Origin of the sequence: Arsukibacterium sp. UBA5043, from assembly GCA_002415085.1 — a bacterium.
In the GTDB taxonomy this organism is placed as follows: domain Bacteria; phylum Pseudomonadota; class Gammaproteobacteria; order Enterobacterales; family Alteromonadaceae; genus Alishewanella.
The window spans coordinates 20,295-46,420 of sequence record DIBV01000003.1 but is presented as its reverse complement, the minus strand read 5'-3'; the positions used below and the strand labels follow the sequence as shown (position 1 = coordinate 46,420).

Below are 26,126 nucleotides of genomic sequence, written 5' to 3'. Positions count from 1 at the left end.
GACACTCTGTGGCAACCAAATCGGGGTTCCAGTCTTACCCTTAAAGTTTCAGTCGATCGCATTTACTTACTCCGCAATTTCCTTTCCTCCACCGCACAATACAACACCGGCACCATAAATACGCTTAGCAGTACAAATACCATCCCGCCAAAGGTCGGGATGGCCATAGGGATCATTAAATCAGCACCGCGGCCGGTGGCACTTAACACCGGCATTAATGCCAGAATAGTGGTGGCCGAGGTCATCAGACAGGGCCGGATCCGCTTTGCTGCGGCTGAAAGCACCAGCGCCCGCACCTCTGCTGTACTGCCCGGTTTGCTGTTGGTAAAGGCCTGCTTTAAGTAACTGGCCATCACAATACCGTCATCGACTGCGATACCAAATAACGCCAGAAACCCTACCCAGACGGCAATACTCAGATTATACGGCTGCAGCTGAAACAGCTCGCGCAAATTGGTACCAAACAGGCTGATATTTAAAAAGCCGCTCTGCCCAAACCAGTCGAGCATAATAAAGCCGCCGGCCCAGGCGACAGCAATACTGCTGAAGATCATCATTGTGGTACTAACCCGCCGAAATTGCAGGTACAGCAACATAAAAATAATGATAAGTGCCAGCGGCACCACCCACAGCAGGGTTGTTGCTGCCCGCTGCTGCTGCTCAAAACTGCCGGCAAAGCTGTAACTGACCCCGGCAGGCAACTGCCAGGCACCACTGCTACGCTGTTGATCCAGATAAGCCGCAACAGCATCCACCACCTCAACTTCAGCCATGCCCGGCTTACCGCCAAAAGTGACATAGGCGGTTAAAAAGGTATTTTCCGAGCGGATCATCTGCGGCCCGCGCTGATAGCGGATTTCCGCTAGCTGGGTTAACGGCAGCGGATAACCAGCCGGGGTGTCGACTAATACGTCAGCCAGCTGCTCCAGAGTATCGCGCTGCTCGCGCAGATAACGCACCCGGATGGGATAACGTTCACGGCCATCAATGATCCGGCCGGCATCCATGCCGCCAATCGCGGTGGCAATGGCCTGTTGCACCTGCTGCATACTCAGGCCATGTCTGGCGATTTCAGCCCGGTCCGGATGAATTTCCAGATAAGGCTGGCCGACAACCCGCTCGGCATTAACTGTTGTTGCCAATACAGCAGGCGCCTGTCGCAGTATCTGCTCAAGTTGTAATGCAGTTTGCCCCAAGGTAGCCAGGTCAGGTGCCGCCAGTTTGATGCCCATTGCTGCGCGCATTCCGGTTTGCAGCATCAGCTGACGGGTTTCGATCGGTTGTAATTTTGGCGCTGACGTAACCCCGGGCAACTGTGCGGCCTGAATAATCTCCTGCCAGATATCGTCCGGGCTGTTAATATGATTCCGCCATTGCCGGTATGGCCGGCCTTCGGCATCAGCGATAAGCTCGCCGCTACTGTCTCTGACAAATTGCTCGTCGGCACTGTCATAGCGAAAATACTGCCGGTTACCGGCGGTGTCAGTTTTATACTCACTATGGTACTGAATAAGGGTTTCAATCATCCCAAGCGGTGCCGGGTCAAGTGCGGTGTCGGCCCTGCCAACTTTACCGACTACCGAGCGCACTTCAGGAATAGCAGCAATAGCCCTGTCCTGCTGTTGCAGCACAGCCAGGGCTTCGGCTATGGAGGCATGCGGCATCAGGCTGGGCATTAATAAAAACGCCCCTTCATCCAGAGCCGGCATAAACTCCCGCCCCATGCCGGGGTAACGCTGGGCTGTCGCGCTGTCGGCCTCTACCCAGGGCAATACCCGCTCAGCACCCAACCAGATACTAAGCCCGTGCAATACCAGCAACAGCGGCAGCAGCATAAACAGCAGCTTCACCTTTAGAATCAGTCGCAGTAACGGCAGATAGCAGACTAAAAACAGCCAGAAACACACGAGTACTGTGCCAAGCAGGGTAGCAACCAGCAGAATATTGCTCAGCAAGCCTGCAGCCGGACCCAGCGGCTGCCAGAAATAAGCCAGCAAGCCGGTGACTGTTAGTAACAACACTAATAACAGTAATGCCCGCAGCCGGTTATTGAGATTGTCCGGCAAGGTTAAGCGGGGCCAGCGGCCAGTTAGCCCCTGCAAGGTGTTCTTAAGCCGCTGCAGCCGCGGTGAGAACAGCAAAAACAGCATTACCGGTAATAATGTTAACGCCAGCGAGGCTGCCGCCAGTAATACCAGGGTTTTACTGTACGCCAGCGGACCAAACAGCTTACCTTCGGCCCCTGTCATACTGAATACCGGTAAAAAGCTGACGATAGTGGTGCTGATTGCCGTTACGATTGCCGGCCCTACCTCCTGCATCGCCCGCTGCACTGCAGCATAAGCGCTAAGAGCAGGTTGCAGCTGCCGCTGCCGGATCAGGTTCTCACTGACAATGATTGCCATATCAACAATGGTACCGATAGCGATGGCAATACCCGCCAGTGCCACGATATTGGCTTCTACCGCAAACAGTTTCATGCCGATAAAGCTCAGCAGCACCGCTAATGGCAACATAATACTGACGGCAAATACTGCCCGCAGGTGCCATAACAGCACCAGCACCACGATGATGGTAATCAGAATTTGCAGGCTCAGTGCCTGCTCAAGCGTACCCAGGGTTTCGTTAATCAGCTCAGAGCGATCATAAAACGGCACCACGGTCAGCTGACTTAAGGTCAGCCACTGTGGCCAGCTATCAGCCGGTTGTTGTTGTAAAAAGGTAGTCCATTGGCCGTTTTCGCTGCCCCAGGCGGGTAAGCCATTGGCCTTTGCAAAGTCTGCTACTTGTGATGCGCTGTTGTGTTGCCAGTCAATAACCGCTTTGACAGGCAAACCGCGGCTAACCTGGTTGAGCTTAGCATAAATATTATCAATAGCCTGGCGCGGATTATAACCCTGGCGCACCGTTACCACACCACCCACTGCTTCTGCTCCAGCCACATCCAGCGCACCGCGACGCTGCGCCGGACCGGTACTGACTTTTGCCACATCAGCTACCGTTATCGGGGTATTATCTGGTGCTAAACGCACCACCGCCTGTTCAATATCGCTAAGGTTTTTGACTAAACCAACACCACGCAGCAGGTACTCGACACCATTAAGCTCGCGGCTGCCGGCGCTGACATCCAGATTTGCCGCCATCACAGCATTAGTGACATCGGCCAGGCTAACCTGATAAATCCGCAGTAAGTCCGGATCAACCTCTATCTGATACTCGCGCTGATAGCCACCAATCGATGCGACTTCACTGATCCCTTCCGCAGCCAGTAAACCGCTGCGTAAATACCAGTCCTGAATGCTGCGCAGCTCGTCCAGATCCCAGCCTGAGGTGGTGTTACCTGATGGATCACGGCCTTCCAAGGTATACCAGAACACCTGGCCTAATGCCGTCGCATCGGGCCCCAGGCTGGGTTGCACCCCGGCCGGCAATGTATCAGCCGGCAGACTGGCCAGTTTCTCCAGCAGGCGGCTGCGTGACCAGTAAAACTCCACACTGTCATCAAAAATAACGGCAATGCTGGAAAAACCAAACATCGACAGGGTGCGGACATCCTTAACCCCGGCTACGCCCATCAGGGCGACACTGAGCGGGTAACTGAGCTGATCTTCGACATCCTGGGGTGAGCGCCCCGGCCACTCGGTAAACACAATTTGCTGATTTTCACCCAGGTTTGGAATGGCATCCACCGCCACCGGTTTAAGCGGTATGCCGGTCTGCCAGCCAAAAGGCGCGTAGCCAACGCCAACCACGACCAGTAAAGCACTGATCAGTAGCACCAGCAGTTTCTGGCGCAGACAGGCACTAATCAGCTGTGAGAATAACGTTGTTTGTTGTCTTGCAGATTCAGTGGACATGACGGCCTCCATCGCTGTACTGCTGCTCAATGTCGCCACAGCCTTGCATCTGAGGGCCAAAATACGGGTTTAAAATGGCGGATTGCTGCTGCAACCAGCTGGCTCCCTCACCGCCGCGTGCCATCGGGCAATATGCCCGGTACCAGCCGGCAGCCAGTATGCCCTGCTCTGCCAGGGTTAACAGGGCCTGCGTTTGCAAATAGTATTGCTCGCGGGCCTGCTCAAGATCACTGAAATGCTCGCTGTGGCCGGCGCTCGTCAGTAACTGCGCTACTTGCTGCTGCAAAGCTGCTGGCCAGTTAATTGTGGCAATCGCTTGCTCAAAGACAGCAGTAGCCTGCTGCCAGCTGCTCAGATCGTCTTCTGTTAACGCCAGATATAACTGCTGATAGGGTTCCAGAATGGCGTTTTGTTGAGCGGCCGTCAGACTAAAACTGGCTTGCTGCGCCAGCACGACCGGCGCCACTACTGCTGTCTGGCTGGTCATTTGCTGATGACCATGCCCAGCATGAGGATTGCCGCTTTGACCGTCGGCAGAGAGCATACTGGGCAGACCGCGGATTTGCAGCTCGCTGTCTAGGCGAAATGCGCCTTTACTAACGACCAGCTCGCCTTCGCTCAGCCCTTCCAACACCTGATACTGATCAGCAAAGCGCCGGCCCAGCACCACTTCGCGGCCAACATAGCTAGCCGGCTGGCCGGCCTGCTGCACATATACCAAGGATCGCTTGCCGGTATGCAGTACCGCTGATGCCGGTATAAGCAACACATTATCCTGACTGTCCAGCAGTCTGCCCCTGGCCAGCATACCGGGTAACAACCGGCCATCCGGGTTATCCAGCACGGCCCGGACGGTTACGGTGCGCTGGTTGCTGGCAACCTGGGGTTCCAGCAGCAATACTGTGCTGCTGAATGTTTCTCCCGGCAGGGCCAGCAGTTCTACGCTGATAGTCTGGCCCGGCGAAATGGCGCCAAGCTGATGCTCAAAGGCTTCCAGTTCCAGCCAGAGCTTATCCAGCGCCAGCACGCTGAATAATGGCTGGCCGGCACTGACATAGGCACCTTCATTGACCATTTTATCCAGTACCCGGCCCGATACCGGGGCACTAATCGTTACCGTATCTTGTAATGTTTCGCTTTGGAAAATAGTGTCAATCTGAGTAGCTGGCACCCCCAGCAAACGCAAGCGCCTGCGTGCCGCTGCCAGCGTAGTATCGGCGCTAAGGCTGGTGCCCTTAGCTGTGCCAAGCTGCTTGGCCTGCACCAGTTCCTGCTGAATAACAATAAGGTCCGGATTGAAAATCTCCACCATTGGCTGGCCGGCCGTGACATCGACCCCGCTGCTATCCAGATAAAACTTGTCGATCCGGCCGGAAGTCCAGGCACTGATGGTTTTAAGCCGGCTCTGATCGGCAGCCAGCTTGCCTACCAGCGCCACACTATGCTCCGCTTGCTGTCGCCGCACCGGTGTTAACTCAGGCTGCAACAATGCCTGAGCCCGCGGGCTTAGCTGCACTGCACCTGCTGCATTAAAAAAAGGGTCAGAGTGATTTTTTGCTTCATCAGTTGTTACCGGAACTTCATCTGTGATTACCGGAATAAGCGCCATACCGCAAATCGGGCAGCGATCATCCGGATCAGTGGAGCGGACATGCGGGTGCATTGAGCAGGTATAGACAGTGGCGGGTTTATCACCCGTTATCAGCTGCCGCAGCGTGCTTTGACTTGCCTGCGGGCTTTGACCTGACTGCGGGCTTTGCAGGGCTTTTTCATGTTGGGCGTGGTCATGTTGGGCATGATCATGCTGATGCTGCTGAGCAGGCTCGGCCAGCACCGCACTGCTAACGAAAAGTAACACTGGCACACTGGCCAGCAAGCTGCTTTTAACCGGGATAAACATAGTAAAACCTCTGCTTTAGACATACCGAAAATAACCGTAGGTAACACGGCCGGTATCAAATCAGCAGCAGATTTTTACGTAAATACAGCGGAACAGAGGGTCGGGGCGGGGGCGCCAGGGCAAAGTTGTCCACAGCATGGACAGTGCCGGGCCACAGCTCAGTAACCTGCAGCCAGCTTACTGATAATACCACTGCCGGCAGCGACAATGGATCGAGCTGGGTTGCCTGGCTATCGCAGCCGGAACAATTATCGTGGGTGCTGCTAAGGGGCGGTGAGCTGTTTTCTGGGGCATCATTTAAGCTGGTAACACCATGACAAGGCGGCGTTGTTGTCGCAACGGCTGCATGTTGCGGGGAGTCAGCGACAGCATAAGCCTGATTAACCAGACCATTACATAGCAGCAAACACCAGGACAGCGCTAAGCTGACCATCAACGGGATAGTCCAGTGCTTTTGCTGTTGTACTAAAGTACTTAACATAAGTTACATAAGTTGCTTAACATAATGTTTGGATTAGCTGCCGTATTAGTCAGTGAGTTTAGCTTAAAAATGCCAGAGGCAATTTGCCGCTAAGAGTACGCCTTAGCGGCTAATAAGTCAAAATTGCCAAGCTGGTTCAGTTTGGCAATTGCTGAACGAAGCCCGGCTGCTGATAGGCTGCCAGTTGCTGTTCCAGCATGCTGGCCAGCGCTAATAACTCAGGCTCTGACCAGGGTAAACCAACCAGACTGATACCTAAAGGCAGGATGCCGCTGAAGCCAGCCGGAATTGTCACCGACGGATAGCCTGCTACGGCCGCCGCCGTTGACGTGCCAAAGTTAAAGGCATCGCCCTTAACATGATCAATCGGCCAGGCCGGACCATATGAAGGCAAAATAATGGCATCAAAACCTTGTGCTCGCAAATACTGATCTAACGCTTCCTCAGCCAGTTTACGACTTTCAGTCAATGCTTGCTGATAGCTGGCTTTATCGGCATCCAGATCAATGGCGTCGGCTTGTTCTAAATACTCCTGACCAAAAAAAGCCAATGCCTTCTCGCCTTGCTGGCGGTTGAATGCCACTATTTCAGCAATAGTGTCCCGCTCTGCTGGTGCCTGATATGCCTGTAGCCATGCTTCTAAATCACGTTTAAATTCATAAACCAGTACTTCTAACTCCGCTCGGTACAATTCCGGTGGCAGTTGCCACTTAGTAGCACTAATCACTTCTATTCCTGCATTTTTAAGCTCTGCGGTCAGCTTATCCAGCATTGGCTTCAGTGCCTTATCCTGATCGTCGTACGCGCGAACCAGCAACACTTTTTTTGCCGAGGTATTCTTTAAAGCGGTCTCGTGCAACGGACTGTTGAAGCGGCTTTTTGCTTCGGAACTTAGCATCTGATCCAGCAACAGTGCTGCGCCAAAAACGGTTCTGGCCATCGGCCCGGCAATGTCCTGTGCCGCGGCAATAGGTATAATACCCTCGCCGGACACTGCACTGCGGGTTGGTTTTATACCGACAATGCCATTAATTGCCGAAGGGCACATAATAGAGCCGTCAGTTTCGGTGCCCACGGCCAGTAAGGTGAAATCCGCAGCCACCGCCACGGCAGAGCCGGAGCTGGAGCCACAAGGGCTGTGGCTAAGTAAGTGCGGGTTGCGGACCTGGCCACCAAGCGCAGACCAGCCGCTGGCTGAATTTTCACCACGAAAATTGGCCCATTCCGACAAATTAGCTTTTGCCAGAATAATCGCGCCGGCTGCGCGTAGCTGACTGACCAGTGCTGCATCTGCCGGGGTCAGGTGCCCTTTTAATGCCAGGGCCCCTGCTGTAGTGGGCATACTGTCCAGTGTTGAAATATTGGCTTTTAACACCACGGGCAAACCATGCAATGCTGAGCGCACCTTTCCCTCAGATCGCTCCTGATCCAGCATTCGCGCCTGGGCAAGCGCATCTGAATTAATATCGCTGATAGCCGCTAACTCATGACCGGTTTTATTATGGGTGTCAATTTGTTGCAAATAGTGGCTTACCAGTTGCTCACTGCTAAGCTCACCCTGAGCCAGCGCCTGGCTGGCGGCCTGAGCTGATAGCCAGGCAGGGCTAACCTGACGTTGCGGCAACGCATCATCGCTGATAACCGTGTTTTCACCGGAACAGGCAGTTAAAGTTAGGAGCACACTCAAGCTAAGATGTAACACAAAATGACGCATCAGTTTTCCTTCTATATCAGCAAGCACTCATCGTAACCCCATTAAGCCAATTCACTGCTACCGTTTATCTCAAAGCACAGGCAATTGTTCGCAAAACATTGAGTACAGCCCCTTGACTCTGGAGTAAGCTCAAGGGTTTATACTGTTTATTCAAAACATGTGTTATCGGAGTACCGAATGAAAATTGGTGAGTTAGTGAAACGCCATGGCATCAGTGTGGATACCATTCGCTTTTATGAAAAACAGCAGCTGTTAAGGCCAAGCGCCCGCTCTGATGCAGGCTACCGCCTGTACAGCGAAGCGGATAGCCAGCGTCTGGCTTTTATTCTGCGCGCGAAAAGTGTCGGTTTCAGTTTGCAGCAAATTAACGAACTGCTGCAAATTGAAGATAACAAAAACCAGTGGCAATGCAGTGATGTGAAAGACAAGGTACAACAAAAGCTTACGGAAATTGCCAGGCAGCTGGCGGAACTCAGCCAGTTTCAGCAGGCACTGCAACAGCTCGACGAGGCCTGTTGTGGTGGCAGCATCAGTGCCACTGAATGCTCCATTCTGACAGCGCTGGAGCAAGGCAGCACGGTTAAACCCGAACAGCATGCTGGTGAGCAACATAATAAGGAGCCTAACTAATGCTAAGTTTTATCGATAATTTCTGGCAGCTGTTTGTACTGTCAGCCCCGTGGCTGCTGGTCGGGTTAGTGGTGGCAGCAATAATGAAAGTCTGGATCCCAATGAGCTGGCTGCAGCAGCAACTGGGCGGGAATGGCATAAAACCAGTGATAAAGGGTGCCTTGCTGGGTGCGCCACTGCCGCTGTGCAGTTGCGGCGTGATCCCGGCCGCGATGCAGTTACGTCGCGGCGGTGCCGGCAAAGGGGCAACCGTTGCTTTTTTAAGTGCCACCCCGGAAACCGGGGTCGACTCGATTTCTGTATCCTATGTGTTGCTTGGGCCGGTAATGGCGATAGTGCGGCCGGTTGCGGCGATAATAAGCGCCATTGTCTCGGGTTTATTAGTCGGTAAGGCCAGTGAACCAGCAACCCCGGTCACAGAGCCAGCGCCAGCCCCTGCTCTGCCAACAGCAAAAAGCTGCTGTGCCGGCAAAGCCGCAGCGGTAACCAGCGAACCGGTTAAAGCGTCATGCTGTGCCACTAATCAAACCAAAGCGGCAAAATTAACGCTGTGGCAGCAGGCAAAACAAGGCCTTGAGTACAGCAGCGGCAAACTGCTCAGCGACTTTTACCTGTGGCTGCTGCTGGGCTTATTCTTTGCGGCGCTGGTGCAAACCCTGGTACCGATGGATTATTTAACGCAGTACGGCAGCAGCATCTGGACCATGTTGTTAATGGTGCTGATTTCAGTGCCCATGTATGTCTGTGCCACCGCATCAACCCCTATTGCCGCAGCGATGATGCTGGTAGGTATCTCGCCCGGTGCGGCACTGGTGTTTATGCAGGCTGGTCCGGCAACTAATATTGCTACTATCAGTGTGGTGTATAAAGAGCTCGGTAGCAGAGCGCTGGCCGCCTATTTGTTCGGGGTTATCGTCATGTCAGTGCTGTTTGGCTGGTTGCTGGATCAGGGCCTGGCCTATTTTGATATCTCTGTGCAGGGCGCAATGCAACACCAGCACTCGGTATTACCCGGCTGGCTGGAACTGGCGGCAGCCCTGTTGTTGGCAGGCTTAATTCTACGAATTATCTGGCGCCAGCTTAACCAACGCCGGCTGCGTCATCAGCTGCAATCATAGCGTGGCTAAAATCTTCAGATAGATCCTTGTTTTACACACCGGCGGCTGACAAACGTCGGTGTGGCTGTTACCTTATATAACAGCAACCATTGTGTCGATAAAGGATGTCCCATGCTAACCCTGCTTGCCCGAATTCTGAAAGTACTGAACTCTGAAGCTTCACCCTGGCAAATAGGCTGGGGCATTGGTTTGGGGTTGCTGGCCGGTTTACTGCCATTTGGCCTGCTGACCCTGCTGATTTTGCTGCTGGTGTGCCTGCTCACCGTCAATCTGGCGACCTTTCTGTTGGTATGGGGCCTGTGCAGTGGCCTGATGTTTATTTTCGGTGACGCGCTGGAAAGCCTTACCTGGCAATATGCGCAACATCCTGCGCTGTTGCAGTTGCTGGCCAAAAGCGAAACGCTGCAATTATTTCATCTGCATCACACCCTGGTGCTGGGTGCCTTTGTGCTGGGCCTGCTGTTATTGTTGCCGGTTGCCTGGCTTGGCACCGTGCTGGTCAGCCAATATCGTGGCCGGGTGATGAGCAAACTGCAGCAATGGAAAGTGGTGCAGATGTTAAAAGCCAGCAAGCTGGTTCAGCTGTATGAAAAATTAAATTAAGGAGCGAGCAATGATCCGTAAATCCGGTTGGTTAATTTTTCTCACCCTGCTCGCTGTCGTGTTGGCACTGGTTTATCTGTTTCTTGGCACCGCTATCCGGCTTGGCATGGTCTACACCCTGGAAAAAGCAGCGGGTGCCGAAGTCAATATCAGCAATGTCTCGGTCAGCCTGGCCCCGCTTACCCTTAATGTCAGTGAATTACAGATTACCGATAACGCCAACCCGAGCCATAACAGTATCAGCTTTAGCAATGCACGGGCTGCGCTTGAAGTGTGGCCGGCGTTACTTGGCTACTATGTTGTCAACGACTTATCCGTTGATGGCTTAGCCTACGGCACTTTGCGCAGCAGTCCGGGCAAAGTATTTCGCGGCCCTAATGCCGACCCTGCCGATAAAGTTGATTTTCAGCAATTGCTGCGGCTTGACTTACCCGATGCTGACGAGCTACTAGCCCGGGCTGATTTAAAAACCGTCGAGCGCGGTGAAGAATTAACACAACTTGCCAAAAGCCAGCAGCAGGTGCTGCGCGATCTAAAATCACAGCTACCGGACAGAGAAAAGCTTGAGCAAATTCAGGCAGAGATTAAAGCGCTTACCGCCAGTAAAATCGAAAATGCCGCCGATTTAACGGCCAAGGCGGCGCAGCTGAAAAATTTGCAGGATACCCTGCGGATTGAACAGCAAAAATTAAAAAACGTACAGCAAACCCTGAGCCAGAGCCGGCAGCAATTGCAACAGGCGGTAACCGCCATACGTGAGGCCAGCAGCAGTGACTGGCAGAAACTGCAGGATCTGGCCAATATCGGCGATGGTGGCCTGGCGCCAATCAGCCAGATTTTACTGGGTGATTTCTGGGGTGAGCGGATTGGCCAGTTAGAGGCGGTATACCGGCTGGCAGCGCCTTATATTCCGGAAAAATCGGCTGAAGCAGGGCAAACAGTTGAGCCTGAAATCACTCTGGCTAACCGGATTTTGCCCCTGCCGAGCCAGCCTTATCCGGATTTCTGGATTAAAAATGCCCGGGTTAACTGGCTGATCGGGGGCGGCGAAGCATTAATAGAATTGCAGGATATTACTGCGCAACATCAGATTATAAATGCCGCAACCCGCTTTAATGCCGAGGTAACTGGCCTGCCACAGCTGTCTTTGTTAAAGCTGGATGGTGACTTTGCCGTACTGGAGCAAATGGTCACCAATGTAAACTGGCAGCTGCAGGGCATTCAGGTCGACAGTATGGATATTGGCCGTGATGATATTCTGCTTAAGCTGGCCAGTGCCACGTTAAATACCAGTGGCAAGCTTAATCTGGTCGACAATAATGTAGAGCAGCAAGCCAGGGTAGTACTGCAGCAAGCTGAGTTTGGCGCCAGTGATAATAAATATGTACAGCAGCTGGCCGCACTATTGAATCAGCAAGCAGAAATTCCGCTTAACTTAAACGCCAGTGGCTTAATCAGTGCACCACAAGTGAGTATTCGCTCACCGCTCGATAAGTTGCTGGCCGATGCGATACTGGGTGAAGCCAAAGCGAAAATTGCAGAACTGCAAACCGAGTTACGCAATAAACTCGACAGCAAACTGCAGCAGCAACTGGGTGGCCAGAGCGAATGGCTGTCGATGCTGGATCAGCAGGACAGTGCTGCCGAATCAATCGAGAGTAACATTGAGCAAATGCTGAACGCTAAACTGGCCGATGTGAAAGAGCAGGCCGCTGATAAATTAAAAGACAAACTGCGCAAACAGCTTGGCGGTGGCGGCTAACGCATTTAACGTACTAATGGCGCATCCGGCGGATTAACTGCTGATAACGGCGCTGGCCGATGCCGCCATCCGTAACCTGAGCCAGTCGCAATACGGTCATACCCTGGTAATGGCCACGCCGAAACACCGCTTCAATATTATCCCAACCCTGGCGGGTGGTTACTCCACCGGCCAGCGCGTTTTCTCCTTTTACCACTACCTGCTGGCGGGCGGCTTCAGCACCCAGCCACTGCACCAGCGTCTTTGCCAGCGACTGACTGCTGTTATCTGGTAAATCGTCCATTTCCAGCGCAGTAAAGTGCAATACAATGCCGCGTGGCTCTGAGGCATAACGTGCCGCCAGCCCCACAATATCGCTGTAGCCGAAACCGTTTGCCTTGCTAAAAGGGCTTGCTGTACTGATAAGCCCCGCAGCCAGTTCAGCACTTCGCGCGCTGGCGTCAGCCGCCGCCATTTTCCAGTGGATACCGGGAATTTTAAAACCGATCTCAATGGCTGCCAGTTGCTGGCTGAAAGCTGTCAGCGCGGTATCCAGCATTCGCTGGCCATGTGCCAGCAATGCCTGTTGGTACCAACCGGTAAAATCGCGGCCATAGCCAGTGTTCAGGGCCGCACCACTGTTGATAAAATTATCACCATCAACTGGCGGCATCAGCTGCGTAAACTGGTTATAACTGGTTTGCCATGCCAGATTAAGTGCCGCTATGCTCTGATATTTTTGCTGCATTGCGCGACGAAAGTCGGCCACGGCCAATGCGGAGTATGCCTGAAATCCACCACGACTGGGGTAAGCGGTTCTGCCACCATCGTGGCTGTTATAAGACGGGTAGCGCAACTCGCCGGCCGGCCCCATTGAAATATTAATCTCACTGATAGCAGGCGCCAGAGCGGCATACCGGGCAGCGAACGCCTGCATAAACTCCAGATACTGCGGCAATATCCATTGGTCGGCCCACAGCGCTATGGTTTCAACGGAACGGTTGCCAAATTCGCTCTGATACTGCAGATCTGCAGCGGCAACACCCTGCTGGCGAAAATGCTGCCAAAGCCACGGTGGCAGCGGAATATCGCAATCATCACCGACATTGCCACCACATTGATGAAACGCCATTATTGGTATGATTTTTAATTCCGCTGCCCGGATATCGCTGAAAATAGCGTCATAGTAGCGCCAGTCAAATTGCTGATCGCCTGCTTTCTCCACCAGCCCCCACCAGATATCAACTGACACGCCATCAACGCCGATTTGCCTGGCTATCGCCAGCTGTCGTTGAAATTCAGCCCGATCATTTACCTGCAGCGGGGCCATCACGTTAGCAGTAAAGGCACTGACCAGCCCGGAGTAAAGCAGCAAAGCAAACCAAAAAAGTCGTAAGTGCATCGGTGGCCTCCATAGCGGCATTGCCGGTTATCCTTACCGCATTAAAGCGCGCGGTTGCCCTGCAAGTCTTGTTCAGTTACGACAAAATCAGACCCGTTAATATCCGCTAGCCCGAAGCACAAATAAAAAAACCGCTGCAAGCGGTTTTTTTATTGCTAAACAATGCCTTACTCTTCGTCGTCGTCCAGCTCGAAGTCTTCTTCGTCGCCTTCAAAGTAGGTGCCCCAGCCGTCGTATTCCACGCCGTGCTTGTGCGCCAGTTGTTCCAGCTTCATCGCATCGGCGACAATCGGGGCAACTTCCAATGATTGTTCACGAATAGCATCGAACACCCAGGCACTGGCGCCATCTTCGAACTCGACCTCTTCAGCGTCGGTCACTTCATAGCCCATCTTAAACAACTCTACCGCCAGTTTTTCCAGCTTGTTAAAGTCTTTATCGTAGAAATGATGTTCAACAGTATAAAGGGCATCCGGATCGCTGCCATCTTCTAATAACGCACTAACGGTATCTTCAGTAAATTCCTGCCAGTTTTCCATTTTTTTACTCTTCTAAGGGGGTTTTGCTGGCAGTGTAGTCGTTGCCAAGTTCAGTATCAAGCAGCCGGATTTGCTCAGCCATCAACTGGCGGGTATTTTTGGCAAACTGACGAATACTGTCCTCTTTTGACAGGGTAACCGGCGCCAGCATCTGGATAATCACCTTGCCGTTATTCCAGCGGTTTAACTTAATTTGCTGATGGGTAGTACTCATACACACCGGCACCATTTGCACATTCGCCTCCAGCGCAATATGAAACGCGCCCATTTTAAAGGGTAATAATCCCCGGCCATAACTGCGGGTCCCTTCCGGAAACATCCAAACCGACAGGTTTTGCTGGGTAATCCGCTCGGCAGCCGCCAGCATGGTACTCAGGGCTTTTTCTTTATTATTGCGGTCAATCATCAGATTACCGCTAAGCCAGTATAGCTGCCCAAAAAACGGGATATACTTCAGGCTTTTTTTGCCCAGGGTCACCGTACCTGGCAGCACTGAGCCACTGAGGGTAAACAGGTCGAGATTATTCTGATGATTGGCAATAAATACATAAGGCGTGTTCGCTTTGATCGCCGGGTCGCGCCGGATCTCGACACTAATACCTAAAATCCACGAAACGCGGCCATACCAGTGTGAAAATAACGCGACATTATTACGGTGAAAAGGCCGTACCAGACATACTAGTAGCCCCGCGATGGTACTGACGATAAAAAACAATGCCAGCAAAATGATCCGAACTACAGCAATCAATTTTATGCCCCTTCTGCAGAAAAGGGGCATAGTATAGCGGGTTTAACTGTCACTGCTGGTTGGATCACTGCCGGCGTCATTGGTTGTCGGGGTTAGCGCACTGCTCAGCTGCAACTGCACCTCATCGATACGCTGCAACCCACGGGGTAATTTATTACCCCGTCGGCCGCGCTCGCCTACATAATGCGCTAAATCAGCCATTTTCAGGGTAAGTTTGCGCTTACCTGCGACCAGCGTTACCCCACCATCGGCGGGTACTACTGCCAACTGACAGACATACTCTTCGCGGCTGGCAGCACGAGCAGTGGGTATCGACATCAGTTTATTACCCTTGCCTTTACTAAGCTTAGGTAACTCACTGACCGGAAATACCAGCATCCGACCTTCGTTTGAAATACACAGCAACAGATCAGTGTCGGGATGCCTGACCACCAGTGGCGGCAGAACCTTAGCGCCAACCGGTAAACTGAGCACCGCTTTACCAGCTTTATTACGGCTGAGTAAATCACTATATTCCGCGACAAAACCATAGCCGGCATCACTGGCCAGCAAGAGTGCTTGTTTCTCATCGCCCAACAGCACATGGTCAACTGTTTCACCGGCCACGATGGTAAAGCGGCCGCTTAATGGCTCGCCCTGACCGCGGGCTGAAGGCAACTCGTGGGCTTCAGTGGCATAACTTCGACCACTGGAGTCGATAAACACTGCCTGCTGATTAGAGCGGCCGCTGGCCATCGCTTTAAAGGCATCACCGGCTTTATAACTCAGGGCATTACCGTCCACATCGTGGCCTTTGGCACAGCGCACCCAGCCTTTTTCCGATAACACCACGCTAACCGGCTCACTAGGGAGTAACTCTTTTTCACTCAGGGCCTTGGCTTCACTTCGGGTAACCAGCGGGCTGCGCCGCTCGTCGCCATACTTTTCAGCATCGGCCAGCAATTCATCACGGATAAGTTTAGTCAGTTTTTTCTCTGAGCCTAAAATACTTTGCAGCTTGTCGCGCTCTTTGGCCAATGCATCCTGCTCGGAGCGGATCTTCATTTCTTCCAGTTTTGCCAGATGACGAAGCTTTAACTCTAAAATGGCTTCAGCCTGGCGCTCGGTAATCCCGAAAAAAGCGATCAGCTCAGGTTTGGGCTCATCAAAGGTGCGGATAATCCGAATAACATCATCAATGTTTAAAAAGGCGATTAATAAACCTTCTAACACATGTAAGCGGTCAAGTACTTTGTCTAAACGATATTGCAGGCGCCGGCGAACCGTATCCCGCCGGAAACTGAGCCACTCGCTGAGGATTTCCAGCAAATTTTTAACCCGTGGCCGCTGATCCAGCCCCAGAATATTTAAGTTAACCCGGTAACTGCGTTCTAAATCGGTAGTAGCAAATAAATGCTGCATCAGCTGATCGATATCCACCCGGTTTGAACGCGGCATAATCACAATGCGGGTCGGGTTTTCATGATCAGACTCATCACGCAGATCACTGACCATCGGCAACTTTTTTGCCTGCATCTGGCCGGCAATTTGTTCCAGAATTTTTGCACCAGAAGTTTGGTGCGGCAGCGCGGTCAGCACTATTTCGCCATCTTCAAGCTGATACACCGCGCGCATTTTAATGCTGCCGCGGCCACTTTGATAAATCGCCGCAATGTCGCTGGCTGAGCTGATAATTTCCGCGTCTGTCGGGTAATCAGGACCCTGAACATACTGCATTAAATCGGTAATAGAGCTTTGCGGATTGTCCAGTAAGGCAGCGCAGGCATTAGCCACTTCGCGCACATTATGCGGTGGAATATCGGTTGCCATGCCAACGGCGATGCCGGTAATACCGTTAAGCAAAATATGCGGCAAGCGCGCCGGCAACACTTTTGGCTCTTCCAGGGTACCATCGAAATTGGGTGCCCAGTCGGTAGTCCCAGAGCCCAACTCCGATAGCAACACCTCGCTGAAACGGGATAATTTAGCTTCAGTGTAACGCATGGCGGCAAAGGATTTCGGATCATCCGGCGCCCCCCAGTTCCCCTGACCATCCACCAGCGGATAACGATAGGAAAACGGTTGCGCCATCAATACCATGGCTTCATAACAGGCACTGTCTCCGTGCGGATGAAACTTACCCAGCACATCACCGACCGTTCGGGCTGATTTTTTATATTTAGCCAGATGCGAAAGCCCCAGTTCTGACATGGCATACACTATCCGTCGCTGTACAGGCTTTAAGCCATCGCCAATATGGGGCAATGCCCGATCCATAATGACGTACATCGAATAATTTAAGTAGGCTTCTTCAGTAAAGCGGCGCAGCGGTAACTGCTCTACACCGTCGTGGGATAACACCGTTTCTGTCATGCCGGTTCCTGTTATTATTTAGCTAAGTCGTGGTCAAATTTAATTATGATATTCGCTATCACAAAGGTACGGAGTTGCTATTTCGCCTGGTTTTACTGGCACGGCGACTGAATTGCCACAAAACGATACCAAGCAAAATCAGTGTGGTGCAACCAAGGATCCCCAGCCACATCAGCTGAATCTGCCGCTTACGCTCTACCTGCTGCAACCGCAGGGCTTTTAATTCGTTTTCCGCTTCGAGCAGGTTACTACGCACCTGATGTCGCTCGCTATCAAACTCCAGTCGGATCCGCTCCAGCGCCAGTTCATTCTCTTTGTTACGCAACTCCTGAAAACCATCTACAAACTCTTGCAACACCAGGTAAGCTTTCTGATATTGATCTTGCTGAGCCAGTAACTCGGCCCGCAGCAATTTAATTGCCAATATCACGTGCTCAGCTTGCTCAGCTGGCTGCTCTGCCGCCTGTTCCGCCAGTATCACTTGCTGCATAGCCAGCGATGTCTGCTCTAAATCTCGATATATTAGTGCTTTTTCGTAATGATGCGACTGCACATGGTAGCTCGATTGCAAACGCGGCAAATATTGTTCCGCTTTCTCAATATACCCCAGTGCCGCTTCGGTACGGCTCATTTCGGCGCTGGTAATCGCCAGCCCCAGATAAGCGTGATACAGATTAACAACGTCATCGGCACTCAAACTGCGCTGCAGCATTTGGTTAAAATGATCCAACGCCTGCTGATATTTCTGCTGGTAACTGTAGGTACGGGCCAGGTTAAACAATACGGCGATTTCATTTTTAACCCAGCCTAATTGTTGATATAACACCAGTGCCCGGCGCAAAAAGTTCACCGCATCTTCTTCAAACGCCAATGACGAATACATCAGACCAAGCTGGGCATTTACCTCTGCCAGAATTTCCGTGTCTTGCAGCAACTCAGCTCGTTGATACACGGTTTTAAGCAATGATAAGGCCTGCTTGTCATCATTCTGTTCACTTAAAATAGCGGCCTGATTAATCTGCCCCCGTAAAATCAGCTTCTCGTCATCCAGCAAGGTGGCCAGGGCTGTGCCCTGCTGATAATGCGTCAGGGCTTCAGCTAATTGTACCTGCATTTCCAGGGCATAGCCCAGTTCATACCACACTTCCACTTTTAACGCTGACTGGGTATCTGCAAGTAATTCAAGCGCCTGACGGGCGGCCTGCTGTTGCTGTTGATGACGACCCAGCGCACTGTAAACTGCTGCTTGCTGATGCAACCAGTAAGCTTGAACCGGCAAGGGCTGACTGGCAAACTCGGACTGGTGTTCGTTAAGTATGGTCAAACTTTGTTCAGGCTGCTGATGTTTCAAGTCATCCAGCTGCAGCAGCCAGCCCGGGATGGGCTGAGCCTGTACGCTGAAAGCCAGGCACAGCGATAACAGCACGCACAAGTAGTGGCAGATCTTCATCAAAACAGTTTCACATCCTTAATCAGTTGTTTGGCCAAACCCGCCTGTTGGCTAGGCAATCAATGCCCGGTCACCTTTTAATTCCAGCCAGTCGCGCCGATCGGTCGCCCGTTTTTTTGCCAGTAACATATCCATCAGTTCCATGGTCTGAGCAACATCGTCAATGGTTAACTGGACTAAACGACGGGTGTTAGGGTCCATCGTCGTTTCGCGTAGCTGCAGCGGGTTCATCTCGCCCAAGCCTTTGAAACGCTGCACATTTACTTTGCCACGCTTCTTCTCGGCTTCTATCCGGTCCAGCACACCGTTTTTTTCATCCTCATCCAGCGCATAATATACGTCTTTACCAATATCAATCCGATACAGCGGCGGCATCGCGACATAAATGTGGCCTGCAGCTACCAGCGCGCTGAAGTGACGCATAAATAAGGCGCAGAGCAAGGTGGCAATGTGTAAACCATCAGAGTCGGCATCGGCCAGAATACATATTTTGCCGTAGCGTAGCCCCGATAAGTCCTGACTGTCAGGGTCGATGCCAATAGCCACTGAAATATCATGCACTTCTTGCGAGGCCAGAATTTGGCCGGAATCAACCTCCCAGGTGTTGAGTATTTTGCCGCGCAACGGCATTACCGCCTGAAACTCCCTATCGCGGGCCTGTTTGGCACTGCCACCAGCTGAATCACCCTCAACAAAAAATAATTCGGTCTGACTCAGATCCTGGGCGGAGCAATCGGTTAACTTACCCGGTAAGGCCGGGCCCGAGGTTACTTTTTTGCGGATAACTTTTTTAGCCGCTTTTAATCGCTTCTGAGCGTTATTGATACAAAAATCGGCCAGCGCCAGAGCAATATCGGTATGCTCGTTTAACCACAGGCTAAAGGCATCTTTTACAATGCCCGAGACAAAAGCGGCGCACTGGCGCGAAGACAAGCGCTCTTTGGTCTGACCGGCAAATTGCGGATCCTGCATTTTGACGCTGAGCACATAACTGCAGCGGTCCCAGACATCTTCCGGCGACAGTTTTATGCCGCGGGGCAATAAGGTTCGAAACTCACAAAACTCGCGCAGCGCTTCCAGTAAGCCCTGGCGTAAACCATTAACGTGGGTACCGCCCTGGGCCGTCGGAATTAAGTTAACATAACTTTCGGTCACCAGCTCGCCGCCCTCCGGCAGCCAAAGTAAGGCCCATTCCACCGCTTCCTGCGAGCCACTGAAATTACCGACAAAGGGTTGCTCAGGCAACGCAATGTAGTTTTGGACAGCTTCAGCCAAGTAATCGCGGATCCCTGCCTGATAACACCAGCTGTATTGTTGCTGGTTTACCTTGTCATCAAATTTAACCGTTAGACCCGGACACAGCACCGCTTTGGCTTTTAAAACATGTAACAGCCGGCTGACCGAAAATTTTGGAGAGTCAAAATAACTTGGGGTCGGCCAGAAGCGCAGCCGGGTACCGGTATTACGTTTCCCCACCGTACCGCTAATGGCCAGTTCACTGACTTTATTGCCATGTTCAAAGGCAATATCGTATACGTTACCATCACGGCGAATACTCACATCTACCCGGCTTGATAACGCATTAACCACAGAAATGCCTACCCCGTGCAAACCGCCGGAGAACTGGTAGTTTTTATTGGAGAATTTACCGCCGGCATGCAGGCGGCACATAATAAGCTCAACACCTGACACCCCTTCTTCCGGGTGAATATCAACCGGCATGCCCCGGCCATTATCGATGACCTCCAGTGACTGATCGTCATGCAAGATTACCTGCACCAGATCTGCATGTCCCGCCAGTGCTTCATCCACACTGTTATCAATAACTTCTTGTGCAAGGTGGTTCGGGCGGGTTGTATCGGTATACATTCCGGGACGACGCTGCACTGGCTCAAGCCCGGTTAATACTTCAATCGATTCGGCGTTATACAGTTGCTCTGTCATAGTTTTCGTCACTGTCTGGTTACTTTCTGCTCATGGGGCCGTGGGGGTGACTTGCGGTACTAAGCTGGCAAAAATCGGCAATCGCCGGCAAATATCCGGCAAAACCTTGAAAACTGTGATCGCCACCACTAATCACCTGCAACCGGGCGCCCTGATAATAGCTAACGGCTTTGCGGTAATCTAACACTTCATCGCCGCTTTGCAACAGTACTAAATAGTTTGCTGGCTGGCGCAACCGCACGGGCATCAGTTGTTCCAGCTCCGCCATGTGGCTGGCTTGTACTGTAAATTTTTGTTGCAGCACCGGATGGTGGTATTCCCCCAGATACTCTGAGAGTACCTGATGCGGTGCCACTGCCGGGTTAATTAAACAGGCCCGGCACTGATAACGCTCGGCCATCACGGTGGCCAGAAAGCCACCGAGCGAACTGCCAATAATAGCGTGGGGCGGCGCTGTGTTCATTACAGCTGTTAACTGGGCCATCGCGTCCGCTGGGGTATAGGCTAAATCCAGGGCAACAAAGGACTGCTGCGGATAATGGCTGGCGAAAAACTGCCGGGCCTGCACGGCTTTAACTGACTGCGATGAGCTGGCAAAACCGTGTAAATAATAAAGCGTCAAGCGCTGTCTCCTGTTTTCGGCGGGACTAACTTATTGTAATAAACTGCCAGCTTACCTGACCCTTGGCTGCAAACTGCCAATGACAATACATCGGACCTTTATCATGCGTCTGCCAGGCATCATCCTGACAAAATTGTACAGAACTTGCCGGGCAACCTACCAGCTGAATCTGTTGATGCTGTTTCGCATAAGCATGATGACAATGACCATGCGCCAGGCCTTTTAGCCGTGGCTCAGTCGCCAGCAACTGCCAGAAAGGTTCTGGATCCTGCCAGCCATGTTTATCGATAGCGCTACCCAAAGGCAAAGGGTGGTGATGACTGAACAGCCAGAGGTGTTCAGCATTGCTGGCGGCAAATTGTCTGGCCAGCTGTCTGCGGCGCTCAGCATCAAAATAACCCGCTGGCGTCTCGCCTTTGGTATCAAGCAGCAGCAACTGCCAGCTGCCCAGTTGCAGGCTGCTGGCAGCAACCAGCGGTGCTTGTCCGGTTATCCAGCTTAGCTGTTCATAATCATCATGATTACCCGGTAACACCAGCACCGGGCAGGTCAGTGGTGCCAGTAACCTCGCCAGTAACTGATACGACGCACGGCTGTGATCCTGACTTAAATCACCACTGAGGATTATGGCATCGGGCAGGCAGGGACTGCCCACGATGGCCGCAATAACCTGTTGTAAATACCGACCTGATTTCACCCCCTGATATTCGCCATCAATATCCGCCAATAAATGACAATCGCTTAACTGAACGATCTGATACTGCGCTTTGGCCTTTAACTGCAATACGGCCATTACTTAAGGTCCACGGTGGTCGCATTATAGCCCTGTGCCACACATAATTTCAGCCAGTCTGCCAGTAACAGGTTTATCTGCCGCTTTTCGTCCGGCTGCATCATCTGCGGGTTTGGATATGGGTAGCGCGCGGCGAACTTGCGGTGGCGGGCCATCCGCACCACTTCGGCCAACTGGGCATCATGGTAAAGCTGGACATCAAAACTGGGACTGAGCAAGCTGATCCCGGATACTGACTGGGATGTACTTAACAACTCAATTTGCAACCGGGTAGTAAAGGGCCCGCATTCCAGCACGCTAAGCTGATAGTGCTGCTGCGAACTGATGGCAATAGACCACTGCGACCCCGGCGCAAATTTGGGCGGTAACAGGCGGTTTAAGCGGGCATAATTTCGCTCGCATAAACTCAGAAAGTCTGGCAACTGCGGCTGATATTGCCGCGCATTAGTCAACAGCATCACTACTCCAGGCGCGGCGCACCTCGGTTAAATGTAAAGTCAGCCACTGCAGTGCTATTACCGTAGCAGCATTGTCAATCTTCCCCTCAGCCAGCAAGTGCATGGCATCAACGCGTGGTAACAGCTGCACTTTGATATCTTCATGCTCCTGCTCAAGCCCATAAATACCCGGCACAACCGGCCCGGTTAACTGGCCAAGAAACAACTGTACCCGCTCGGTGCTGCCGCCGGGGCTGGAAAAATAACTAAGCATAGGCCAAAGTTTGCCAAGCTCAAGCCCTGCCTCTTCCAATGCTTCTCGCCGGGCAGTCTGCTCGCCGGTCTGATTGTGGTCTATCATACCGGCAATCGTTTCCAGCAACCAGGGGCTGCGGTTTTCGATCATGGCACCGGGTCGAAACTGCTCTATTAATACCAGCTCATCGGTTTGCGGATTGTATGGTAGCACAGCGGCCGCATGGCCCCGTTCAAATATCTCCCGCACCATTGGGCTACTCCAGCCACCGGCATAAAGCTTATGGCGAAGTTGACAGCGCTCAATCTGAAAAAAACCCTGAAAAACCGTGCTTTTATCGATTATCTCTACATCTTGCGCGGCAAATGATGGATAATCGCCGTTATTGACTTCAGACATGTCTGCCCTCACATTTTGTTACACTCTTGACGGTAACTTTACGGTTTAATCCTGACTTAGTTTACCGTAACAGGTTATCATTTGTGCAGTTTCCTTTAAGCCAGGACTTGGTGATTATGAAAAAATCGTTTTTAAGTACTTTAATTTTGTCTTCGTTAACCGTATTCAGCGTTAGCGCCCTAGCAGAAGATTTAACCACTGTTTATCGGCTGGCCACCCAGAAAGATCCGCAACTACTACGAGCAGAAGCCGTTCGCAATGCAGCCAGAGAGCGGATTGATGTGTCTAAAGCCCGCTTGCTGCCGCAGGTAAATTTAACCGCGGGATACAGTAAAAGCATGCGAGAAAGTCAGGCTTTTATTGGTGATGACCTGGTTAACCTGGAAATAGAATCAACTGGCTGGAATGCGCAAGTTGGCCTGAGTCAGTCAATTTTTGACTGGACCAACTGGAAAAATCTGAATACCGCCGAAAAACTGGCGATGCAAAGCCAGACCATTCTGGATGCAGAGATTCAGGCTCTTATTGTCCGGGTGTCGCAAGCATATTTTAACGTACTCGAAGCAGTAGACGGTTTAAGTTTCGCTGAAGCAGAAAAACGGGCCATAGAACGCCAGTTAGAGCAAACCAAGCAACGTTTTGCGGTAGGCTTAACCGCCATTACTGATGTACACGAAGCACAAGCCCAGTTTGACAGTGCGGTCGCCCGCGAAATTGCCGCCCAGAACTTACTGGAAACGGCCCGCGAAACGCTGCGTGAAATTACCGGCCAGTACCATAGCGAACTGGCCAGTTTAGACACTGACAAGTTTGATACCCAGCTGCCATCGCCGGCTACCGCCGATGCCTGGGTCGCCTTGGCTGAAGAGCTGAATCTGAATATCAAAGCTAATAAACTGGCATTGGAAGTGGCGCAGAATGATATAGAGAATGCCAAGGCCGGTCACTACCCCACTCTGAACCTCGAAGCAAGCTATGGCACAGAGGATGGTGAGGCAGATAGAAAATTTGCTGGCATGGTGCAAAGTAGTAATCCACCGCGATTTGATAATAACAGTATTGGTTTAAATTTGCGGGTACCGTTATATAGTGGCGGAGCAACTGTGGCCGCAACAGAAGTAGCCCGCGCCAACTATGTCGCCGCCAGTCAGGATTTAGAGCAAAGCTACCGCACAGCAGTACGTCAGGTACGGGTGTCATTTAACGATATTAACGCCAATATCGCTACTATCCGTGCTCTGGAGCAAGCAGTTATTTCTGCCGACAGTGCTTTAAACGCCACAGATGCTGGCTTTGAAGTGGGCACCCGCACCATTGTTGACGTGTTGCAAAGTACCCGCAACCTGTTTGAAGCCCGCCGCAATTTATCTGCTGCCCGCTACAACTATGTCATCGCTATTCTGTCACTAAAACAAGCGGCGGGTAACTTGTCTGAACAAGATTTGCTGGCAATTAATCAGGCGTTAGTCGAGTAATATTACTTAGGGTTCACCGCACTTGCGGTGAACCTCTTACCAGTTTGGTCTGTTCTGACCGGTTTTTTTCGTTACAATAGCCACATTACTTACTTTTGAGACAGCCACTGTGGTTAATGCTCCCCAATTTAGCTGGCGTTTTTTACTTCCTCAATACTGGCTGTTGTGGCTGGGTGTTGCCCTGATGTGGCTGATAAGCTGGTTACCCTACCGGGTGTTAATGCTTATGGGCAGTGGCGTCGGCGCCCTGCTTTATAAATTTATGAGTTCCAGGCGTAAAGTCGCGGCCCGTAATATTGCGTTATGTTTTCCAGAGATGCCCGCAACTGAACAACACGCGTTGCTAAAAGCAAACTTTGCCGAATCAGGTAAAGCACTTTTTGAAACAATTATTGGCTGGTGGTGGCCCAACTGGCGGGTTCGGAAACTGGCCCACTTTTCAGGCTACGAGCATGTTGAAGCCGCACTGGCACAGGGAAAAGGTGTGTTGCTGCTGGCGGCCCATTTTTTACATCTGGAAGCAGCATGCCGGGTATTTGGTTTAACCCACCCCAGTGTGGGTTTTTACCGGCCGCACAATAATTCGTTAATGGATTACCTGCAATACCATGGCCGTAATCGTGCTAACAAATATATGGTAGGCAAACGCGACGTTAAAGGATTAATTCAGGCGCTTAATCAGCAAGAGGTGTGTTTTTACCTGCCGGATCAGGATTATGGCCGCAACCGCGCCGAATTTGTGCCGTTTTTTGCTGTAGCAGAAACAGCTACCACCACCGGTACATTACTATTTGCTAATGCGGCCAACTGTGTGGTGATCCCGGTCTATACTTATCGCTTACCAGGATATCAGGGCTATCAGGTCGAGGTACTACCGGCCTTCACTAACTTCCCGAGCGGCGACGACAAAGCAGACGTAACAACAGTTAATCAATGGGTTGAGCAAGCTGTGTTAAAAAATCCTGAACAATATATGTGGTTGCATCGCCGCTTTAAAACCCGGCCGCAATCCGACGATCCGTCACTATACAAACCAGAGGCAACAGCTGGCGCTGGCAGGGAGCAATAACAATGTGGTACTGGGTTCGCACCTTATTGATTCTGACGTTGCTGGTGGTTGGCGGTTATTTTTTAATTGTAAAGTCAGAACTGGTTTTTGAAAAAGAAACCATGAACCAGGCAGCCCGTGGCCTAAGCGAGTTTTACAGTAAAATTCGCGGCAATCAGGCTGGCAATAACCAGCAGAGCGACTTTCATATTACGCTGCCCGATACCAGCGGGCAGTTAAGCCGCAATCTGGCACAACGTGGCAGAGAAGTACTGCCGGCAGAAGCAAATTGGCAGGGGCTGGTTACTGATCGTCGTTTCCGTGTCGGTGAAACGTTAAAAACCACACTGACTAATTATGCGCAGCGCGAAGGTATCGCCTTGTATTGGACGCTACCACGTGATTACGTGATAAAGCAGTATTTTCAAACCGACACCACGCTGCTTGGCACGGTATATAGTATTGGTAAGGCGATAGCACCGGACTTTGCCGAACCGGTGCTCACTTATTTTTGCCCTAACGAGCGTGCGGCAGTAATCACTAACCGGCTTACTCCCTATCTGAAGCAGCATTGTCAGCCGATCAGTAATAGCTGAGAACGCAACTTAGCCAGACTA

At 51.8% G+C, this 26,126-nt stretch carries 21 protein-coding genes; 7 read left to right on the top strand and 14 right to left on the bottom strand.

All coding sequences use genetic code 11. The features are described from left to right. Positions 1 to 62: 62 nt before the first annotated feature. The 4 genes from B2Q61_RS03105 to B2Q61_RS03090 all read right to left on the bottom strand — a co-directional run bounded on the left by B2Q61_RS03105 (position 63) and on the right by B2Q61_RS03090 (position 7,952). Complete coding sequence (locus tag B2Q61_RS03105; protein WP_290621332.1) at positions 63 to 3,857, bottom strand: efflux RND transporter permease subunit; 3,795 nt, start codon at positions 3,855 to 3,857, stop codon at positions 63 to 65. Continuing rightward, on the bottom strand, positions 3,847 to 5,757 hold the full coding sequence (locus B2Q61_RS03100; RefSeq protein ID WP_290621331.1) for an efflux RND transporter periplasmic adaptor subunit: 1,911 nt from the start codon (positions 5,755 to 5,757) through the stop codon (positions 3,847 to 3,849). Before B2Q61_RS03100 ends, B2Q61_RS03105 begins: the two co-directional genes overlap by 11 nt. Before the next feature lie 55 nt (positions 5,758 to 5,812). Next, on the bottom strand, positions 5,813 to 6,238 hold the full coding sequence (locus tag B2Q61_RS03095; protein ID WP_290621330.1) for a hypothetical protein: 426 nt from the start codon (positions 6,236 to 6,238) through the stop codon (positions 5,813 to 5,815). Between the two features lie 136 nt (positions 6,239 to 6,374). Beyond that, positions 6,375 to 7,952, bottom strand: a complete 1,578-nt coding sequence (locus B2Q61_RS03090; RefSeq protein WP_290621329.1) for an amidase — start codon at positions 7,950 to 7,952, stop codon at positions 6,375 to 6,377. A 177-nt stretch (positions 7,953 to 8,129) separates the two neighbouring features. Between B2Q61_RS03090 and zntR the strand changes: the two genes are divergently transcribed. The 4 genes from zntR to B2Q61_RS03070 all read left to right on the top strand — a co-directional run bounded on the left by zntR (position 8,130) and on the right by B2Q61_RS03070 (position 12,065). Further along, entirely contained in the window at positions 8,130 to 8,582 is a 453-nt protein-coding gene (gene zntR, locus B2Q61_RS03085) for a Zn(2+)-responsive transcriptional regulator (protein ID WP_290621328.1), read from the top strand. After that, entirely contained in the window at positions 8,582 to 9,700 is a 1,119-nt protein-coding gene (locus B2Q61_RS03080) for an SO_0444 family Cu/Zn efflux transporter (protein ID WP_290621327.1), read from the top strand. Before zntR ends, B2Q61_RS03080 begins: the two co-directional genes overlap by 1 nt. Before the next feature lie 111 nt (positions 9,701 to 9,811). Continuing rightward, positions 9,812 to 10,303, top strand: coding sequence for a TIGR03546 family protein (locus B2Q61_RS03075; RefSeq protein WP_290621326.1), 492 nt, complete (start codon positions 9,812 to 9,814; stop codon positions 10,301 to 10,303). A 10-nt stretch (positions 10,304 to 10,313) separates the two neighbouring features. Then, positions 10,314 to 12,065: a TIGR03545 family protein gene (locus B2Q61_RS03070; RefSeq protein WP_290621325.1), complete on the top strand. Its 1,752-nt coding sequence runs from the start codon at positions 10,314 to 10,316 to the stop codon at positions 12,063 to 12,065. Between the two features lie 13 nt (positions 12,066 to 12,078). On the opposite strand, the gene B2Q61_RS03065 is transcribed toward B2Q61_RS03070, so the two are convergent. The 10 genes from B2Q61_RS03065 to B2Q61_RS03020 form a co-directional block, all read right to left on the bottom strand. Continuing rightward, complete coding sequence (locus tag B2Q61_RS03065; RefSeq protein WP_290621324.1) at positions 12,079 to 13,446, bottom strand: family 14 glycosylhydrolase; 1,368 nt, start codon at positions 13,444 to 13,446, stop codon at positions 12,079 to 12,081. A 167-nt stretch (positions 13,447 to 13,613) separates the two neighbouring features. Beyond that, complete coding sequence (gene rraB / locus B2Q61_RS03060) at positions 13,614 to 13,985, bottom strand: ribonuclease E inhibitor RraB (protein ID WP_290621323.1); 372 nt, start codon at positions 13,983 to 13,985, stop codon at positions 13,614 to 13,616. A gap of 4 nt (positions 13,986 to 13,989) precedes the next feature. Continuing rightward, complete coding sequence (locus tag B2Q61_RS03055; protein WP_290621322.1) at positions 13,990 to 14,733, bottom strand: 1-acylglycerol-3-phosphate O-acyltransferase; 744 nt, start codon at positions 14,731 to 14,733, stop codon at positions 13,990 to 13,992. A 42-nt stretch (positions 14,734 to 14,775) separates the two neighbouring features. Further along, positions 14,776 to 17,085 (bottom strand): DNA topoisomerase IV subunit A, encoded by a 2,310-nt coding sequence (parC, locus tag B2Q61_RS03050; RefSeq protein WP_290621321.1) that lies wholly within the window; start codon positions 17,083 to 17,085, stop codon positions 14,776 to 14,778. Positions 17,086 to 17,143: 58 nt separating this feature from the next. Then, positions 17,144 to 18,535, bottom strand: a complete 1,392-nt coding sequence (locus tag B2Q61_RS03045) for a hypothetical protein (protein ID WP_290621530.1) — start codon at positions 18,533 to 18,535, stop codon at positions 17,144 to 17,146. A 51-nt stretch (positions 18,536 to 18,586) separates the two neighbouring features. Beyond that, positions 18,587 to 20,479 carry a DNA topoisomerase IV subunit B gene (gene parE / locus B2Q61_RS03040; protein ID WP_290621320.1) on the bottom strand — a complete coding sequence of 631 codons (1,893 nt, stop codon included), beginning with the start codon at positions 20,477 to 20,479 and terminating at the stop codon, positions 18,587 to 18,589. A gap of 19 nt (positions 20,480 to 20,498) precedes the next feature. Beyond that, positions 20,499 to 21,101, bottom strand: coding sequence for a YqiA/YcfP family alpha/beta fold hydrolase (locus B2Q61_RS03035; protein ID WP_290621319.1), 603 nt, complete (start codon positions 21,099 to 21,101; stop codon positions 20,499 to 20,501). A 25-nt stretch (positions 21,102 to 21,126) separates the two neighbouring features. After that, positions 21,127 to 21,894 carry a metallophosphoesterase gene (locus B2Q61_RS03030; RefSeq protein ID WP_290621318.1) on the bottom strand — a complete coding sequence of 256 codons (768 nt, stop codon included), beginning with the start codon at positions 21,892 to 21,894 and terminating at the stop codon, positions 21,127 to 21,129. Then, the gene (locus tag B2Q61_RS03025; RefSeq protein WP_290621317.1) at positions 21,894 to 22,352 is read right to left on the bottom strand and encodes a DUF1249 domain-containing protein; all 459 of its coding nucleotides are present in this window, start codon (positions 22,350 to 22,352) and stop codon (positions 21,894 to 21,896) included. The genes B2Q61_RS03030 and B2Q61_RS03025 overlap by 1 nt, the downstream gene beginning before the upstream one ends. Continuing rightward, on the bottom strand, positions 22,339 to 22,986 hold the full coding sequence (locus tag B2Q61_RS03020) for an NUDIX domain-containing protein (protein WP_290621316.1): 648 nt from the start codon (positions 22,984 to 22,986) through the stop codon (positions 22,339 to 22,341). Before B2Q61_RS03020 ends, B2Q61_RS03025 begins: the two co-directional genes overlap by 14 nt. Before the next feature lie 116 nt (positions 22,987 to 23,102). Between B2Q61_RS03020 and tolC the strand changes: the two genes are divergently transcribed. The 3 genes from tolC (at position 23,103) to B2Q61_RS03005 (ending at position 26,105) form a co-directional block, all read left to right on the top strand. Continuing rightward, entirely contained in the window at positions 23,103 to 24,461 is a 1,359-nt protein-coding gene (tolC, locus tag B2Q61_RS03015) for an outer membrane channel protein TolC (RefSeq protein ID WP_290621315.1), read from the top strand. Between the two features lie 109 nt (positions 24,462 to 24,570). Further along, on the top strand, positions 24,571 to 25,530 hold the full coding sequence (gene lpxL, locus B2Q61_RS03010) for an LpxL/LpxP family Kdo(2)-lipid IV(A) lauroyl/palmitoleoyl acyltransferase (protein WP_290621314.1): 960 nt from the start codon (positions 24,571 to 24,573) through the stop codon (positions 25,528 to 25,530). Between the two features lie 2 nt (positions 25,531 to 25,532). Further along, the gene (locus B2Q61_RS03005) at positions 25,533 to 26,105 is read left to right on the top strand and encodes a TcpQ domain-containing protein (protein ID WP_290621313.1); all 573 of its coding nucleotides are present in this window, start codon (positions 25,533 to 25,535) and stop codon (positions 26,103 to 26,105) included. The last annotated feature ends 21 nt before the right edge of the window (positions 26,106 to 26,126 follow it).

Coding starts and splice junctions, on each gene's coding strand:
- rraB (WP_290621323.1), bottom strand. CDS start 13,985: ATGGAAAACTGGCAGGAATTTACTGAAGATACCGTTAGTGCGTTATTA.
- B2Q61_RS03045 (WP_290621530.1), bottom strand. CDS start 18,535: ATGAAGATCTGCCACTACTTGTGCGTGCTGTTATCGCTGTGCCTGGCT.
- tolC (WP_290621315.1), top strand. CDS start 23,103: ATGAAAAAATCGTTTTTAAGTACTTTAATTTTGTCTTCGTTAACCGTA.
- parC (WP_290621321.1), bottom strand. CDS start 17,085: ATGACAGAAACGGTGTTATCCCACGACGGTGTAGAGCAGTTACCGCTG.
- B2Q61_RS03020 (WP_290621316.1), bottom strand. CDS start 22,986: ATGTCTGAAGTCAATAACGGCGATTATCCATCATTTGCCGCGCAAGAT.
- zntR (WP_290621328.1), top strand. CDS start 8,130: ATGAAAATTGGTGAGTTAGTGAAACGCCATGGCATCAGTGTGGATACC.
- B2Q61_RS03005 (WP_290621313.1), top strand. CDS start 25,533: ATGTGGTACTGGGTTCGCACCTTATTGATTCTGACGTTGCTGGTGGTT.
- B2Q61_RS03025 (WP_290621317.1), bottom strand. CDS start 22,352: ATGCTGTTGACTAATGCGCGGCAATATCAGCCGCAGTTGCCAGACTTT.
- B2Q61_RS03030 (WP_290621318.1), bottom strand. CDS start 21,894: ATGGCCGTATTGCAGTTAAAGGCCAAAGCGCAGTATCAGATCGTTCAG.
- B2Q61_RS03095 (WP_290621330.1), bottom strand. CDS start 6,238: ATGTTAAGTACTTTAGTACAACAGCAAAAGCACTGGACTATCCCGTTG.
- B2Q61_RS03080 (WP_290621327.1), top strand. CDS start 8,582: ATGCTAAGTTTTATCGATAATTTCTGGCAGCTGTTTGTACTGTCAGCC.
- B2Q61_RS03075 (WP_290621326.1), top strand. CDS start 9,812: ATGCTAACCCTGCTTGCCCGAATTCTGAAAGTACTGAACTCTGAAGCT.
- B2Q61_RS03100 (WP_290621331.1), bottom strand. CDS start 5,757: ATGTTTATCCCGGTTAAAAGCAGCTTGCTGGCCAGTGTGCCAGTGTTA.
- parE (WP_290621320.1), bottom strand. CDS start 20,479: ATGACAGAGCAACTGTATAACGCCGAATCGATTGAAGTATTAACCGGG.
- B2Q61_RS03090 (WP_290621329.1), bottom strand. CDS start 7,952: ATGCGTCATTTTGTGTTACATCTTAGCTTGAGTGTGCTCCTAACTTTA.
- B2Q61_RS03105 (WP_290621332.1), bottom strand. CDS start 3,857: ATGTCCACTGAATCTGCAAGACAACAAACAACGTTATTCTCACAGCTG.
- B2Q61_RS03065 (WP_290621324.1), bottom strand. CDS start 13,446: ATGCACTTACGACTTTTTTGGTTTGCTTTGCTGCTTTACTCCGGGCTG.
- B2Q61_RS03070 (WP_290621325.1), top strand. CDS start 10,314: ATGATCCGTAAATCCGGTTGGTTAATTTTTCTCACCCTGCTCGCTGTC.